Consider the following 16670-nt stretch of genomic DNA (forward strand, 5'->3'; position numbering starts at 1 on the left):
AAATATCTCGAAGATTGATAAAGATCAAAAAAGCCAAGGCTGACCTTGGCTTTGGTTAAAGCTTAGTTGTTCTTTAGAACTCGTAGCTGTAGCTCAGGCTAACAGAGGTACCGACATCTTTTTGTCGCACCACTACGTCAGATTGAGTTACTTCTTGATCTTCATTTAGCAAGTTCTTGACTTTAAATTTAACTTTAGAGTTAAAGTCAGGATACCAAGTATATACTAGGTCAAGTGAGTGGAATGGTTGCTCATAAGCATCATCTCTACCGCCGATCCCTGAAGCCAAAATACGCTCACCAAAGACGTTATACACTAATGAACCACTGTGTTGACCATCAGCCGAGTCATAGTTTAATTGCATATTAACTACATACTCTGAGTGACCCGTCATACGCTTCGTTGGGTTGGTTAAGTTACCAGCACGAGCAGGATCTATCGATACTTCAGAATCACTCAGAGTGATGTTACCTGACGTAAAGAAGCCACTCGCAAGACCCGATAAGTCGTAAAGCCATTCGGCTTCAATACCGTATACTTCACCTTCCTCACCGTTTACGAAGGTTGCTGTATAGTCTTCATCACCAACGCGCAAGATAGTTTCTATTGGCGCCGTAATATCTTTATAGAATGCCGCAACAGAGAAGTTATCGCCATTATCCATATAGTATTCAAAGCGCGCGTCATAGTTTTTCAGGTCGCTACTCTTAAGGCCAGCTACACCGAAGGTACGGATATCGGTTAATGGGTCATAGTAGGCAACCGGTACTAACTCACGTAAGTCTGGACGTACAGTGGTTTCACCATAACCAAAACGTACTTGATAGTTACCGTCTGACAGATACGTTAGCGATAGTGCGTTAAAGAAGTTATCTTCGTTAACTGTACCAGCTAAAATGCGCTCCTCGTCGTAAATCGTTTCCATCGTTACGCGGTCGAAGATCAGACTCGATGTCGCAAGTGACACTTGTTTAAAGTCTTCGTAACGAATACCACCACTAATACGCCAGGTATTGTCGAAGAAGATATCAAACTCACCATAGCCCGCATCAATCTTTTGAGCTGCGATATAATCGTCTGCCGCTGGTGCCTGAGGTTCATTGAAGGTCAACAAGAAAGTGTTGTTGTCTAAAAACTCATCGTCAAGATAACCCGATAATCCATAGATCTCAGATTCATCAAAGTTTACTGGGATGGATATGCCACTTTTGTTATTTACAACGAAGTTACTGGTATTGTAAACACGCGCTCTATCCATAAAGTCGTAACCACCTTTAAGGGTAATTTCTATGCCCTCGAAGGTTAACGGTAAGGTGACATTACCGCTGTAAGACTTAACGTTGTCTTCCATGTCTGTAAAAGCGTACGTTATACGGTTATCATCACCGGTAACGATGGAGTTTTTATAAGAACCGTCTTCGTTATAGTTATCAATAAACTTAAAGTCGATTTCTGTTGGAATATCGGTTTGCGCCTTTGACTCTGTATACTGCCAGTCAAAGCCTATCCCCCAGTAATCGAGGAACGTGTGTTGACCAATCACTTGGTCGATATCCAACGTGCGTTCTTCGTAATCAAACTGATGTGAACGCTGTGCCGCACCTGTTCCCGCTATAGTTCTAACGGTACTACCGTTAGGGCTTTGTAACACGGAAAACTCTGATTCGGTTTCGTTATCTTCGAGATAAATCTTAGAATAAGTAATGCTATGCTGGTCTAAGCGGTAACCGATATTGAATACACCATTTAGGCGTTCAGTTTCAGTGGTTACTTTAGATTCTTTAAGTGTCACATAACAGGAATTGGCTGTGTCTTCTGCGGTTTCTAGTTTTGAAGTACAGTTTTCAGTTAATGTGTCGTCAATAACGCCTGTTGTGCGGTCGCTATAATTCCAATCGTTGTCATAGGAACCCGCAAGCATAAAGCCTACCGTGCCGCCTAACCAATCTTCTTGGAAACTATTGCCAATGTTGGCTTTTACATCAAAGTTTGGATCTAGGGATTCTTCTTTGACTTGAATATCGCGAGGAAGTGATGACACAAAACCTTTGATCACGTCAATTGCTTGATCCGCACGTGTTAGCCCGTCTTTATCTTTGAAACCGTTTTTGTCTACAACTTCACCGATGTCAAAGTTACCACGATATCTTACAACTGCATCTTGTAGTACTTGAGGTATACCTTCCGCGGTTCCGCTGTAGGTAAAGCCTTTATCAGAATTAAAGTTTTGGCCAATACCTAACTCAATACCTGCGGTGAACTCCGATGGTACAGACTTAGTACGGATATCGATGTTACCACCACCGAATGCAGCAGGCATTGACGGAGAATAAGCCTTTTGTACCGCTAGACTTTCAATAATGCTTGCTGGAAAAATATCGAGTGGAATAACGTTTCGGGTTAAGTCCGGGCTCGGTACTGCGGCACCATTTAGGCGAGCACTTGAGTAACGCTCACCCAGGCCACGAACATAGATAAACTTGCCGTCAACTAACGTAAGACCGGTAACACGACGTAGCGCGGATGCTGCATCACTATCACCTGTTCTAGATAACTGCTCTGCACCTAAGATATCCGCGACGAAGGCTTGGTTTTTACGTTCTTCAATTACCGCCGCAGCACTACCTTGCAAACGAGTACCTACCGCAACAACTTCTTCGATTGCCTGTTCTTCTTCTGCAACGCTTGGTAGAGAAGTTGCGACTGTGAGTGCCGTACTGATGGCTAAAGCAACTTTTTTAAATTTCATTTGAGTATCCATATGCAATCCTGCCAAAAATCATAAAAAAGGCGCAATGACTGCGCCTTAATTGTAATAACTAAGGTCATTACGGATAATTAGTCAGCGTTTGAAGCCTCAATTGCTTTCTTAACCCACTGATACCATTCAGAAGATGTATCTTTATCAGATACCGCACCAATGTAATCAACAGTCGTGAAGAAGTTATCATTTAGGCTGCTTAGGTCGTTTGCTTCTACAGTGATAGCGGTAGAGCTTGAATTTGTTGAGAAGCCGTCTGCTGCAAGTACGTCAGCAGCACCGTTTAGAATTTGGTTAGAACCTGCGTTAACAAACCAGTCTTCTTTACCTTCACCTGCAGGTAATGGCTCAGAACCATTTTTAAAGTTCGCTGCACAAGCAAGTACAGAGCTTACGTAGTTAAGCGTATCAGCTTCAGCGTTTGCCGCTGCATCTGGGTCTTTGAATTCTAGACATTCAGTGCCATTTGAAGCTTCAGCTTTTACGATTAGCGTGTTGTAGTACATACCACGGATAGCATCATCGAACTTCATGCCTTGTGATGCACCATTGTCGCGAATAGAGTTACCATCAGTTGTTAATACAGTTACGTTCGCAAAGTTAAGCGTAGATGCCGGTGCTTGACTATAATCAGGACCTGCTGCTTTTTCACCATCGGTTTCAAAACCGTTATTACCCATGAAGCCTTCTGTACCAGCTGGGATCAGTACCGCGTCGCCGTTATCATCAGCATAAGTAACGTCACGCTTTGTTTGAATCGTACCGTGTTTAACAACAATAAACTGACCTTTACCCTGCCATCCCGCATCAACGTCGATACCATCATCTTGAGTATCTGTTACTACGATATTTTTGATGTTTGCAGCACCACCGAAGAATTCGATACCATCGTCAAAACCTTGGTGAATGTGAAGGAATTCGAAGCTTGAACCAGAACCCACAGCATTCAGTGTTAGTGAGTTTAAGTCGTCCCCAGGGCCGCCATCACGAGGACCAGAACCTGCATACCAAATGTGCGCATATTTGATTTGACCGCTGCTATCTGCATTGTTTTTACCGCCATAGTAGCTTGTTACACCTTCAGAATCTGCATTACAAAGGTTGCCATCGCGCTCTGCATCAGTACATTCGTTTGTGATACCAAAACCGTTAACCATGATACCACCCCAGTCAGCAAACTGTGGACCGATACCTGCTAGGTTAAATGCGTCAAATTCTGCTGCTGAAGTGAAACGAATTGGCTCAGCTGCAGTACCAACTGCGTTGATTTTCGCACCACGCGCGATACGAACCACTGACTCACCAGAAGTGAATGCCATTACTGCACCTGGCTCTACAGTTAGTGTTGGACCGTTTGCCTCGATTGTACAACCTGTTGACGTGTTACAATCTTTACCGATTAAAAGTGCACCTTTGAATACGTGAGCGCCACCATTCTCAAGCTTTTTGAATGTCACATCAGCTTGTACTTCTAGTGATTTAGAAGCAAAGTCAGTGCCGTATACACAGTGTGGTGCTTGGAACGTACCTTGAACTTCAGTGCTTCCTACAGCGCGAGTTGTACAAGGGTTAGTTGTGCCAGTATCGCCACCTGTATCACCGCCTGAATCGCCATTGTTTGTTGTATTGTTTGAATTGTTAGTGCTGTTATCGTTTACAGTAGGTGTAACTTCGATGTCACCACCACAACCAGTAAGTGCCATAGCAGCGACGATTGCAGAGACTCTGAAGAGGTTTTTTAGTTCCATTGCTAACTCCAATAGTAGACTTTTAAAAAATTATTTTTTTACTGTGTTTAAATGATGTGACTAAATTAATGGGGTTTTATTACACGAAGATTACACAAAGTGATTGTAATTAAATCTTCATAATAAAAATTGGAACTTTTAAAAATAAAAAAACCGCCCGAAGGCGGCTTTGGTGTTGCGATTATAAAATATTATAATAAAGCTTGTTTTAATGTTTCAGCATGAACTTTTTCTCGCTTCACATATTTAATCCATTGTTTAGCGAGGTTTGCTGATTTTTTGTGCTTTTCAGCTTGTTCGAATGCCAATATAGAAGCATCAAAGTTTTGCAGGTTAAACTGTGCCATTCCAAGTGCAACATAGGCGTTAGACTCAAACGTTAAATCGCCTTTATTGAGAGCAAGTCGGGCGTGATCTGCGGCTTCATCATACTTTTCAAGATTTAAGTAGATCTCTGCAAGTCTCTGATCTAAATTACCATGTTCAACTTTTTCAGTTGCTGCTAGGAAGAAAGGTAGTGACTTTTTATCTTCTCTTGCTTGAACGAAAGCTTCTGCGATAAAAGTTAGGTTTTTGGCGCTGTCTTCAACGACACCTGCTTTTATTCCGTTATCGAGTGCTTCCGCTGCTTTAAAAGGCAAGGCGTTCATTAAATAGACTTGAGCAAGTTGCATATAATCAGATTTTGATTTTATAAAGCCCCTTTGCTTCGCAGTTTCAAATGTTGCAAGCTGTTTTTTCTCGGCACCTATTTCACCGTACATACCGCCAAGCTGGATCCAGTATTGTGGTTTGTCATAAAGGGTAACCATTTTCTCTAAAACATCCGCTACTTTTTTCGGCTGATTTAATGAGTAATATATCGCACGTTGAAGAACTAACCAGTTTTCTTTAGGTAGTTCACCGTCGGCTTCAACTAAATCAATCGCAGTATTTATATTGTTTATCGCATCATTATATTTTTTTAGTTGATATTGTGCTTGCGCCTTTAAAATATAAAAGTTACTTTTTGGGGCCTGCGTATTAACTTCTTTCCACTGATCAAGGAATGATAATGTACTTTCAAAATCATTGTTTGCCATGGCCAATTGAGCCAAACTAAATGTCGTAGAAAGACGCAGGGACTCAGGAATAGATTCTTCAGCAATAACGGCTTTGAAAGATTCGATGGCCTTGTCGAGCTTGTTCTCGTTGTAATAAATAAAACCATAGAAGTTATACATCATTGCCACTTCGTAGCTATTCATACTCGAAACGCGTTCTTTCACCGAATCTAATGCGGCGAGGCCTTCTGCAACTTGACCGTCGTCTGCAAGTTTTTGTGCGCGAGCCAGTTGACTATACACTTTTTCGCGTAGCGCGGGCACACGCTTGGTTTTAGTTTCTGAGTCTGCATAAGCCGTTGCCAAATTAACATTTGGTATGACCGAAATGAGACTCGGTGCTATTAAACCTGTGCTAAATAACGCACTTATTAACGTAATTTTTTTAAATATTTTCATAATCGCAATCCTTAATGGCGGTTAGCCATTAATTTGAAATGAAATCTTATTTTGAACACCCGCAACTTCAACCGGTTCACCGTTTACGACACGAGGTTTGTATTTAAATTTCAATGCTGCATCAAGCGCTGCTTGGTCAAAGATTGATTCCGGTTCGGCGCTTACTACAACAGGGTTTCTCACGGTGCCTTGTTTAGTTACAATGAACTCAACAATCACATACCCCTCAATTCCGCGTGATAACGCACGTCTTGGATATACCGGCGCAACTTTAACGATTGGTAGATATTCACCATCACTGGACTCAAGTGCTAAACCACCCGCCAAATCTACGTCAGCGTCCACATTGGCACTGAAATCAAAGTTGCCGCCTGTTGCGTCAAGATTGTTGTTCTGCGTTTGTGGTGCATCCATTGGTGGAGGCGGCTCTTTTGGTGTTGGTGGCTTTTGTGGCTTACGCTCTTTTTTCTCCACCGTCTCTTCTTTTTTAAGACGGACGAAATCTAGTACTTGTCCTTTTACAGGATCTGTCATTGCTCCTTCCCCTCCTTGGATAAGCGCTTGCATACCCAAGAAAAGGAAAAAGGTAACTATGCCTGCAATTACTAAAGCAATTAAGTAACGCATGGTATGTTCCTATGACTCCTGTGCTGCAATTGAAACATCAAATGCGCCAGCTGCGCGTGATGCATCCATTACTTTAATTAGCGTGTCAGTAGTTGCCTTTTTATCAGCTTGAATAACCACACTACCCTGTGGGTTTTCCGCTTTAAGACGCTCAATGTTTGCTTGAACTGCACGGATGTCTACTTGGCGTTTGTTAATCCAAATTTCACCAGTATCTGAAATTGCAACCAGGATATTGGCTCTTTGCTTTTTCACTGCAGTGGCCGCTTCTGGGCGGTTAACATCAATACCCGCTTCTTTAACGAAAGAGGCCGTTACAATAAAGAAGATAAGCATGATAAATACAACGTCCAGCATTGGTGTCATGTTGATTTCTTCTGCTTCTTCTTCTTGGAATACTTTTGCAAGTGGTGCTCTCATAATTCTTTCCTCACACGACCGATTAATGGTCTAGTAGCATTTTATCTTCTAACAACTCAACTTCACGCTTGGCTTTACGCTGAAGGTAGGTCGATGCAAATACACCCGAAAGTGCGCCAACCATGCCTGCCATTGTTGGGATAGTTGCTTTTGATACCCCAGATGCCATCGAACGTGCACTGCCTGACCCGGTGATCGCCATTACATCAAATACTTCAATCATGCCGGTTACCGTACCTAGGAGTCCTAGTAAAGGACACAGTGCCACCATGACATTTATATATGGTAAGTTGGCGTTGAGTTTGATCCCCACGCGAGAGATAGTTGCTTGTCTTATCTGCTCTGCGTTCCAACTGTTACGCTCATTTCGAGAGTTCCAAGCTTGTAGGACTTCGTTTTTGTAGCCTCTGTATTTACCGAACACAAACATGAAGCGCTCGAGAATAAGTAGCCACATGGCGAAGGTTACGAAGCCGATGACCAGGAGAACCTGGCCACCTGTATCAAGGAATTCACGTAAAGCGTTAATTGCATCAAGCAATAAAACCACGATTACGCTCCTTTCTCGCTACGCTCTGCAATGATCCCCGCGCTCTGCTCTTGAAGTATAAGGAGCAAGTTACGAGAACGTGTGTTTAGTAGTGTGTAAAGGAATACGGTTGGGATAGCGACAACCAGACCAAGTACGGTAGTTACAAGGGCCTGAGAAATACCACCAGCCATGAGTTTAGGGTCGCCCGTACCAAACAAGGTAATTGCTTGGAAGGTGTTGATCATACCGGTCACTGTACCTAGTAGACCAAGTAGAGGTGCTACGACTGAAATAATTTTGATTAAAGTCAGGTTACGAGTGATCTTTGGCATCTCACGAAGGATTGCTTCGCTTAACTTAAGTTCTAGCGTATCGTAAGCCACATCAGGGTATTGCTCTTTCACTTTCATCACACGACCTAGCGGGTTGTCGTCACGGGCAACGCTATCTTTAAGCTGACGATTGATTTTAGAACCCATCAACATGAGTGATACAAAACGCTCAATTGCAATAAGTAGTGCGAGTAAACCAACACCTAGGATCACATAACCTACCGCGCCACCTTGGTGTACTTGTTCTTCGGTATTTGGCGCTTGTACTAGTAGACCAAGAATTGAACCGCCTGTTGGGTCAAGGGCAAAATCTACAGAACCTGCTTTCGCACTTTGTAATTCACCCGCTGTTGAGGTGAAACGAGACGCTGGCTGACGAGTCAGTTCAGAAAGTGTTTGTGTATCATTGTTGTAAGTCAGGTATTTACCATCAGCGATTAAGTTAAACGCACCTACGCGAAGCACTTCTTTGTTTTGCTTGGCACCACCGGCTACGATAACTTCGGTATTAAAGCGCGACACTTTACCTTGTTCTGTCATTTCACGTTGCATCTCAAACCAGACTTTCTCAATGTCTTCGATTGATGCTAGACGTGATGTTGAACCCATCTTTTTCGCAAGCTCAGTCATGTAATCATCACGACCTTTAATTTCAGCTGATACAACTGAAGTTGCGAACTTATTTGAACTATCGCCAGCTACTTGTTGAAGCACACCGAATAGCTCTTTTAATGTCCCCATACGCTTGCTAAGGGTGTCACTTAGGTTGGCCAGTTTAATTTCATTTTCTTCGAAATTGGTTTCTAGACGTTCAGATTTAGCCAACGCTTGGTTACGTTCACCCGTTAACGCATTCAACATTTGGATTTGGTTGTTTTGCTGCGCTTTGAACTCGGCTTCACGTTGTTTGTTTTGCGCTGTTTGTGCGGTTTGACCTTGCTCTAAGGTTTTAAGTAGCGAATCTAAATCTAATGCTTGTTCAGCATGCGCAGATGCGGTTAACGCAAGTGTTGTTGCGAAAATAGCGTGTTTAGTGAATTTTTGTACGAATTTCATAGTGGTCTCACCTATTACTCTGCAGCCTGAACTGGAAGCGTTAACATGTCAGGTGCTAACTGCTTACGTGCGATGCGAATGCCTTTATTGATTTGGCTGATGTTGGTATCTGGTAATGCGTCAAAAGCGTTACTGTCTTTGTTCCAAAAACCAGCTTGGCTACCATCTTTTGTGACATAAAGCAGCTCAAGACGACCAATTCGTAGGAAATCTACTTCACGTTCTTGTCCATTCACGTCAAGTAATGAGGTGTAAGCTTCGATAGTACGTCCGTAGTCCACTTCAACTTGGTAAGCTTCAAGTACGCGGCGGAACTTTTCGCTTGATGAAATATCAGCACGGTCCATCAAGTTAGTTAACTGAGTAATACGCTCAGCACGTTCTTTTGGAAGGAAAGGCACATCTAATTCAACGAACTGTTTCAGGCCTGTGATCATGCGCATCATGAGAGGTGTGATTTGACGCTCGATCACCGAAACTTGGTCCATAGAGGTGTTAATTGCCGCCATTTCTTCAAGTTGGTTTTTGATTTGTTTTTCTAATTGAGCGTTGTAAACAGATAGGCCGTCGATTTCTTTGTTCAACGTCTTGAACTTTTGCAAACGAGACTGCATATCGTCTGCAATACCATCGATTTTCCCTTGAGACTTTAATGCAGATTCATTGATAGCTGCACTTTTGTCCATCGCTTGATTTAATTCTGTTGCTCCGGCAGAGGCCGTTGCTAGCATACCTGCTATAAGCAAGTGGTTAACGCACTTCATCGCATACACCTTATAAATTATTGCTAGTTGCTAAAAAACTGGGTGCAGTCTAATTACGAAAAATGACAACCATGTTGCGCAACTAATACACAAATATGACAGTTGTCATTGAAATTACATTAATCAATTAACTTATTGGTTTTAATTGGATTTTGTTGGTTAATGAGATGTTGCAGGTGTTTTGTGTCATAAAAGGATCACAAAAAAGCCGCTTTTGTTAAGCGGCTTTTAAGCATTATTGGAATGGCGTTAGACTCTAAACTTGAGCACCATTTGTTCTAATTCGTCGAACTGTAATTTCAATGACTTACACTCTTCAAGGGTTGCGGTTAGGTTATTACTGCCTTGCAGGCTGAGGTCACTAATATGATGAATGTCGCTATCTAATGTTTGGATAACGGTGTTTTGCTGGTGTGTGGCGCTGGCAACTGCATGGTTAACGCCGTCTATGGCATCAATCGAATTGCTCACCTCTTGCATTTTAGTACCAGAAGCATTAGCTCTATCGGCGCTTCTCGCTGAGTCTTCTAAACTCGCTTTCATTACAGCCACAGCTGAAGCCGAGCCTTGTTGTAGTTGAGCAATAGTGCTTTCGATTTCTTGCGTTGACTCTTGCGTGCGCTGTGCCAATTGCCTTACTTCATCGGCAACGACAGCGAATCCACGTCCAGCCTCACCTGCCCTAGCGGCTTCAATGGCTGCATTTAATGCCAGTAAGTTGGTTTGTTCGCTAACTCCCTTAATTACTTCAAGCACTTGCCCTATGCTGCCTGAGAGTTTATCCAATCCATCCAGCGTGTCTTGAGCTTGAGACATTTTTTGTGTCAGTGAAGCGATTTCTTCGATATTTTGAGTGAGTGAATGTTGGCTTTCAACAGAAAGCTTGTTGGCGTTACTGGCAAGTTCTGAAGCATGGGTTGCATTGTTTGAGATCTCTTGTGCACTTGAAGAAAGCTCGTTGATGGCTGTCGCGACGCTATCGGTGCGCTTGGACTGATCTGTATACATAGATAAGGTATCTTGCGTTTGTGCAACCAAACTATTCACGACGTTTTCAAGTGTCACCGTGGTATTTTTTACCTGTGTAATTGAGGCATGAATTTTGTCGATAAACTGGTTGAAATAATCGGATAACTCGCCAAATTCATCTTGATTCTCTACGACTAATCTACGAGTAAGGTCACCTTCACCTTGGGCGATGTCTTTGATGGCTGCGTTGAGATTGTACATTGGGCGCATCAGATACTTGAGCAATAGTTGTAGCATCACCACAATAGCAATCACGCCAAGTAGCATATAGATAGCAGCCATATTTCTAAAAGAAGATACGGACGAATAGGCAATTTCTTTATTAATGACAACGCCAAGATACCAGTCGACATTTTTAATGCCTTTCATTTTTACAAATGAAACGAGCTTTTCTGTGCCATCAATTTCAAGCTCCGTGAAATCCCGGTTTAATGACAGGCGTTTACCAAACAGCTCTGACATCGGCTTGTCATTCAGTTTAGTATCTGGATGACTGAGTATTTTACCGCTTTCATCAAGTAAAAAACCGTAACCAAACCCTAAAAAGTCAATTTCGTTGATAATTTCTGTGATGGTTGACATGTCTATGTCCCCCCCAGCCACACCTGCAAATCGGCCTCCTTGTTTTACCGGTACAACGGCAGAAATAGTGAATTCGTTGGTGGTAACGTCGATATAAGGTGCGGTAAATGCGGTATCTTGTTTTTGCTCAGCGAGTTTATACCAAGGGCGGCTAGTCGCATCAAAATCAGCAGGAAGTTGGATACTTGGATCGTCCAACACAAATGTACCATCTGGCGTGCCAATAAAAACGTTTTTGAAATCCCCTGCAGTGTCAGCGGTTTTTAACCGTCTTCTTATCTGTTCAGTGGAGTCATCAGCTCTATGTCCATCAGCAATCGAGACTACGATTTCAAGTCTATCATTGAGCCAATTGGCGATATTCTGTGAAACCGAGCTGGAAATCTCTTGTAAAACTAAGGTAAGCCGAGCTTGAGTTTGGTCTCGCATAACGAGAAAGTTGTTTACGGTAAATAAGCCGAGCACAATCACTAACACAAGGGAGGCTGCTACGGTTACTTTGGTGGTGAACTTTAGCGCTTTAAACATCATGATCCTGTTGAACTTGTTCTTTTCTTCAGCCAAGCAATAAACTCGTTGGCCGATTGTTATTAATAGACTTAGGAACTGGATTCCTTTGTAACTATTTTTATCAAAAACTCAAAGGTTTGTCTTTGATTATCGGCAGGAATTGAGAGAGGTTTAGTGTGAATGTTAAATAAAGGTGAGTCTAAGCTCACCTTGCGTTACAGTAATGACGCTTGATAATGTTGCCAAGCAGTATCTAATTTGACACCTGCTGATTGCTCGAAGTATTGCCAGTCCCACTTTATGTCGTCATGTGGGTCCAGCTGAGCATTGATCTCCTGAAGTAGGTCTCGATTACTTTGCTTCGATAACCAATCGATAAAGAAAGCAGTATTTTTATAGCCATCTTTATAGTTGCCACCAGGCTTTTGGGTGTCATCAGGAATATACCCAGCTTTTAGTCTAACAACATCTGCTATTCCCTCAATGATTGGCCCTATTTCCTTGTAATTATGATCATCTAGCTGATAAGCATGGGCAATTTCATGATAGAGAATACCGATAAGTTCATCGAATGATTCTGTTTCGCTGTGCGATTTAGAAAAGTTTTCCATGTAGTTTGCGCTGATATGGATTGTTGCGCCGTTAAAATCGCCCTCTTTATATGCAACCCCTTTTAGGTCTTCAAAGACGATATGGAGTGTAGGTAGTTTAGGCGCCATTCTCATATCTTTATACAGTAATCTAGCCACGTTATAACTTATTTGCTCTATTACTTTGTTATCAATTTCTTGCCATGCGAAATGGTTAATTTTAGTTGTTTTGCTGAGCGAGACGGCTGGCAGGGGAAATTGACGCCATGCTAAGTCTGATTGAAACGCGATCGGTTTTAATCGCGCTGCGGCATTATCGGTGTCATTTGCAAGTGCGAACGGCGCACTTGCAAATGTAGTCATAGCCGCAAGAAATATTCCTGCTTTAACCATTATTTATACTCCGACAATGAAGGTGGTCTTTGCGTTTTGGATTGACCCCATGCTTTATTAGGCTTGCTGGACATTTGATACTCCAATGTACCGCCATTCATAATGTCGTTATGTGTGATGTAGCTGCGATTAAGCGGTTTACCATTCAATTTAACGGATTTGATGTATTTGTTTTTATCACTGAAACCTTTAGCAACGGTTTTAAACGCTTTGCTGTTTGCAAGTTTCAAGGTAACTTCTGGCACCTGAGGCGCACCAATCGCGTAGCTTAGGTCGCCTGGCGCAACAGGATAAAAGCCCATCGCTGAGAATATATACCAAGCGGACATCTGACCTACATCGTCATTACCTGCAAGGCCATCCGGTTTGTCTGAGCTTAAGGTATCCATGATCTGACGAATGCGCTCTTGGGTTCTCCACGGTTTACCTGCGTAGTTATATAGATAGGCAATATGATGGCTAGGCTCATTACCATGGGCATAGTTACCAATCAGGCCTGCAATATCTTCGTGCTCTTTGATCATCTCTTCAGAAAGGTGGGTATCAAACAGTGCATCTAGACGCGCTTCAAATGCATCATCACCACCCATTAATTCAATCAGGCCTGCAACATCGTGCGGTACATAGAAGCTATATTGCTTAGCGTTGCCTTCCGTATAAGGCCCCATGTATTTTGCTTCAAACGGGTCAAATTCCGGATCCCAGTTTCCTTTTGAATCTAACCCTTGCATGTAACCGGTTTCTTTATTGAACACATTTTTATAGCTCATCGCGCGGCGGTAATAGTCTTTCGCTTTGCTGGTATTGCCCATCGCTTCATACATTCTTGCAATGGCAAAATCATCGTAAGCATATTCAAGAGTGATAGAAATAGACTCAGGAAGTACGTCCATTGGTACATAGCCAAATTTCTTGTATTCAGGGATGGCGTCATACACTGGATTGTTAGCCGTGTTTTCAATGGCTTCTACTGCTAAATCAATATCGTAATCTCTGATCCCTTTTAGATATGCATCGGCAATGACTGACACCGCATGATAACCAATCATGGTCCATGTTTCGTGGGCATGGAACGACCAAATAGGTAACATTTTTTCATAGCTTTGCTGATAATGTACCAGCATCGATTGGATCATGCCGGATACGCGGTCTGGGTCGATATAAGTGAGTAATGGATGTAATGCACGATAGGTATCCCACAACGAGAATAAGGTATAGTGCTCGAAACCTTTGCCGTCATGAATTTCACCGTCAACGCCTCGATATTGGCCATTGACATCTTGGTAGATATTAGGCGCTTGTAGCGCATGGTAAAGCGCAGTGTAGAACTGACGTTTTTGCGCTTTGGTGCCTTCCACGTCGACTTTATCTAAATAATTTGCCCACTGAGATTTGGCATTAGCGCGAACGGTATCAAAATCCCAATTTGGCACTTCAGTTTTAAGATTCTCTAATGCATTTTTGCGGCTAACGGCAGAAAGTCCGACCTTAACTAATAGCGGCGTTTCGTCTAGATCATCAAAGCTTGCAACAAACTTAACGGCTTTACCTGCTGTCATTTTTACTGCGGTATTCTCAATCGTAGAGTGTTTGCTGTCTTTTCCTAAGCAATTCATACAACGATAACGGTTGTTGTCTAGATTATAAAACTGATAGTCAGTGATAGGTTTTGAAAACTCGATGGCAAAATACATTTGGCGGTTACGCGCCCAGCCATTAGTTGCACGGTAAGCAACCAATGTGGTGTCGTTTATTTTGCGGATGTCACTCCAAATCACTTTGTTTTCAAAATTATAGATTGCAGAGGTCAAATCAAGCAATACATGGCCTTGTTTTGCTTTGTTGAAGCTGTATTTATGCATACCCACTCGCGTGGTTGCGGTGACTTCGGCTTTCACACCATAGTCGAGTAAGTCAACGCCATAATAGCCAGGCTCAGACCATTCTTGGTCATGGGAGAAGCGTGAGCGATACCCTATGTCTGGATTTTCAGCGGTACCGGCATCGAGTTTTACTTCGCCGGTCATTGGCATGATCAGCAAGTCACCAAGATCTGAGTGACCAGTACCAGAGAAATGCGTGTGGGAGAAACCAACAATAGTATGGTCGTCATAGTGATAGCCGGCGCAGCGCTTGTAGATTTCTGGTTGAGGGGAAACACCGCGCATGGGGTTATCTGTATCTGGGCTTAATTGCACCATACCAAATGGCACGACTGCGCCAGGGAATGTGTGGCCATCACCGCCAGTACCAATGAAGGTATCGACCCACTGTGTATTTGATTCAGTGGCGTGAACTGTTGCGCTTAACAACACACTTTGTGTGATTGCCAACGCCCAAGTTTTAGCTCGCATTACTCTCTCCTAGTTTTTGTTTTGAATTGGAGCGTTCCAATTTTATTTTATAATACCCTTTATGAATACGTATTCAATACTCTGCGACGAAAAAATTATGCAATAAAAAAGGCGAGCTATGCTCGCCTTGTAAACTTTCGTTAACTTAATTCAGTTTTGCTTGCCACTTTTGCGACAGCTTAACCACGTTTAATCCGTACCATGCGATGTAGACATAACAAAGCAATGGCACAATAAAGCTGATCTGAATATGGAACTTATCTGCCACCACACCTTGAATGAGCGGTATAATAGCACCACCGACAATGGCTAAACATAGCCAACCAGAACCTTTACTGGTTAATGAACTTAAGCCTTCTATTGCCATTGAGAAGATTGTCGGGAACATGATGGAGTTAAACAAGCCAATCGCGAGCACGGCAATCATCGCAATGTTGCCACTGGTGCTCATGGTCAATGCCAGTAATAAAATGATAACGACAGCGTTAAAAGCCACTGCTTTTGAAGGTGCAATGGTCTTTAAGGCTGCAGAGCCGATAAAGCGCCCTACCATAGCACCACCCCAGTAGTAACCGATAAGTTTTGCCGCGGCATGCTCTTCAAGTCCTGCGATTTCAGGTTCTGCGAAGTAATTTACAAGGAAACTTCCAATCGCAACCTCTGCACCGACATAACAGAAAATAGCTACTACACCCATTACTAAGTGTGGCGCTTCAATTAGGTTATGGTGTTTGGCTTTACAATCGACCGCTTCAGTATGCTCAGCAATGACGGGTAACTTTAAAAACGCGAATACAACGGCGATTGTAAGTAGCGCAGCTGCCAAAATAAGATAAGGTACCTTTACACCCTCTGCGCTTGCCGCAGCTTCAACGGTTAACGTACCGGCTGAGCCAAACAATAAAAAGCCACCAACGATTGGGCCAATAGTAGTACCCAGTGAATTAAGCGCTTGCGCAAGGTTTAAACGACTTGAAGCTGTGCGAGGATGACCGAGTGCTGCTACATAAGGATTTGCTGATACTTGTAAAACAGTGATGCCAGATGCAAGCACAAAAAGCGCTGAGAGAAAGATCCAATATTCGTGAACAACAACGGCAGGATAAAACATGATGCAGCCAAAGGATGCCACGATTAAGCCCGTTAGTACGCCATTTTTATAGCCAAAGCGTTTAACTAAATACCCAGCAGGTAAAGAAATAATAAAGTAGGCACTAAAAAAGCAAAACTGGATCAGCATTGCTTCTGTGTAGTTAAGGTCAAATACGCCTTTTAGACGTGGGATGAGGACATCGTTTAAAACGGTGATAAATCCCCAAAGGAAAAAAAGCGTTGTCATTGCAATAAGCGGAAGTCGATAATTATTATTCTCGGTATTCCCGCTTGTGACGAAGGTTTGATTTGTATTTATTTCGCTCACAAGTGATACTCCAATCTGTTTTCACCTAGATTCTACACACTGTTACATGA

At 42.7% G+C, this 16670-nt stretch carries 12 protein-coding genes; all 12 read right to left on the reverse strand.

The annotated features are described in order from the left end of the window. Nucleotides 1–73: 73 nt before the first annotated feature. The 12 genes from NH462_RS03175 to NH462_RS03230 all read right to left on the reverse strand — a co-directional run bounded on the left by NH462_RS03175 (nt 74) and on the right by NH462_RS03230 (nt 16620). Nucleotides 74–2761: a TonB-dependent receptor gene (locus tag NH462_RS03175; RefSeq protein WP_253103951.1), complete on the reverse strand. Its 2688-nt coding sequence runs from the start codon at nt 2759–2761 to the stop codon at nt 74–76. Nucleotides 2762–2838: 77 nt separating this feature from the next. After that, nucleotides 2839–4509, reverse strand: a complete 1671-nt coding sequence (locus NH462_RS03180; protein ID WP_138582865.1) for a hypothetical protein — start codon at nt 4507–4509, stop codon at nt 2839–2841. 191 nt (nt 4510–4700) lie between these two features. Then, entirely contained in the window at nt 4701–6011 is a 1311-nt protein-coding gene (locus tag NH462_RS03185; protein ID WP_253103954.1) for a CDC27 family protein, read from the reverse strand. 21 nt (nt 6012–6032) lie between these two features. After that, on the reverse strand, nt 6033–6638 hold the full coding sequence (locus NH462_RS03190) for an energy transducer TonB (RefSeq protein WP_010378710.1): 606 nt from the start codon (nt 6636–6638) through the stop codon (nt 6033–6035). Nucleotides 6639–6647: 9 nt separating this feature from the next. Further along, on the reverse strand, nt 6648–7058 hold the full coding sequence (locus tag NH462_RS03195; RefSeq protein WP_010378708.1) for a biopolymer transporter ExbD: 411 nt from the start codon (nt 7056–7058) through the stop codon (nt 6648–6650). Nucleotides 7059–7080: 22 nt separating this feature from the next. Next, the gene (locus NH462_RS03200) at nt 7081–7608 is read right to left on the reverse strand and encodes a MotA/TolQ/ExbB proton channel family protein (protein WP_010378705.1); all 528 of its coding nucleotides are present in this window, start codon (nt 7606–7608) and stop codon (nt 7081–7083) included. 2 nt (nt 7609–7610) lie between these two features. After that, nucleotides 7611–8978: a MotA/TolQ/ExbB proton channel family protein gene (locus tag NH462_RS03205; protein ID WP_010378704.1), complete on the reverse strand. Its 1368-nt coding sequence runs from the start codon at nt 8976–8978 to the stop codon at nt 7611–7613. A 14-nt stretch (nt 8979–8992) separates the two neighbouring features. Continuing rightward, a complete protein-coding gene (locus NH462_RS03210) occupies nt 8993–9742 on the reverse strand; it encodes a DUF3450 domain-containing protein (protein WP_010378702.1) in 750 nt (249 codons plus the stop codon). A 249-nt stretch (nt 9743–9991) separates the two neighbouring features. Further along, nucleotides 9992–11881, reverse strand: coding sequence for a methyl-accepting chemotaxis protein (locus NH462_RS03215; RefSeq protein WP_019647596.1), 1890 nt, complete (start codon nt 11879–11881; stop codon nt 9992–9994). 197 nt (nt 11882–12078) lie between these two features. Continuing rightward, on the reverse strand, nt 12079–12816 hold the full coding sequence (locus NH462_RS03220) for a basic secretory family protein (RefSeq protein ID WP_253103957.1): 738 nt from the start codon (nt 12814–12816) through the stop codon (nt 12079–12081). Nucleotides 12817–12845: 29 nt separating this feature from the next. Beyond that, nucleotides 12846–15200 (reverse strand): GH92 family glycosyl hydrolase, encoded by a 2355-nt coding sequence (locus NH462_RS03225; protein WP_253103960.1) that lies wholly within the window; start codon nt 15198–15200, stop codon nt 12846–12848. Between the two features lie 145 nt (nt 15201–15345). Next, nucleotides 15346–16620 (reverse strand): sugar MFS transporter, encoded by a 1275-nt coding sequence (locus tag NH462_RS03230; protein WP_253103964.1) that lies wholly within the window; start codon nt 16618–16620, stop codon nt 15346–15348. Nucleotides 16621–16670 lie beyond the last annotated feature (50 nt).

This window comes from Pseudoalteromonas sp. OANN1 (assembly GCF_024124685.1).
GTDB classification, from domain to species: domain Bacteria; phylum Pseudomonadota; class Gammaproteobacteria; order Enterobacterales; family Alteromonadaceae; genus Pseudoalteromonas; species Pseudoalteromonas piscicida.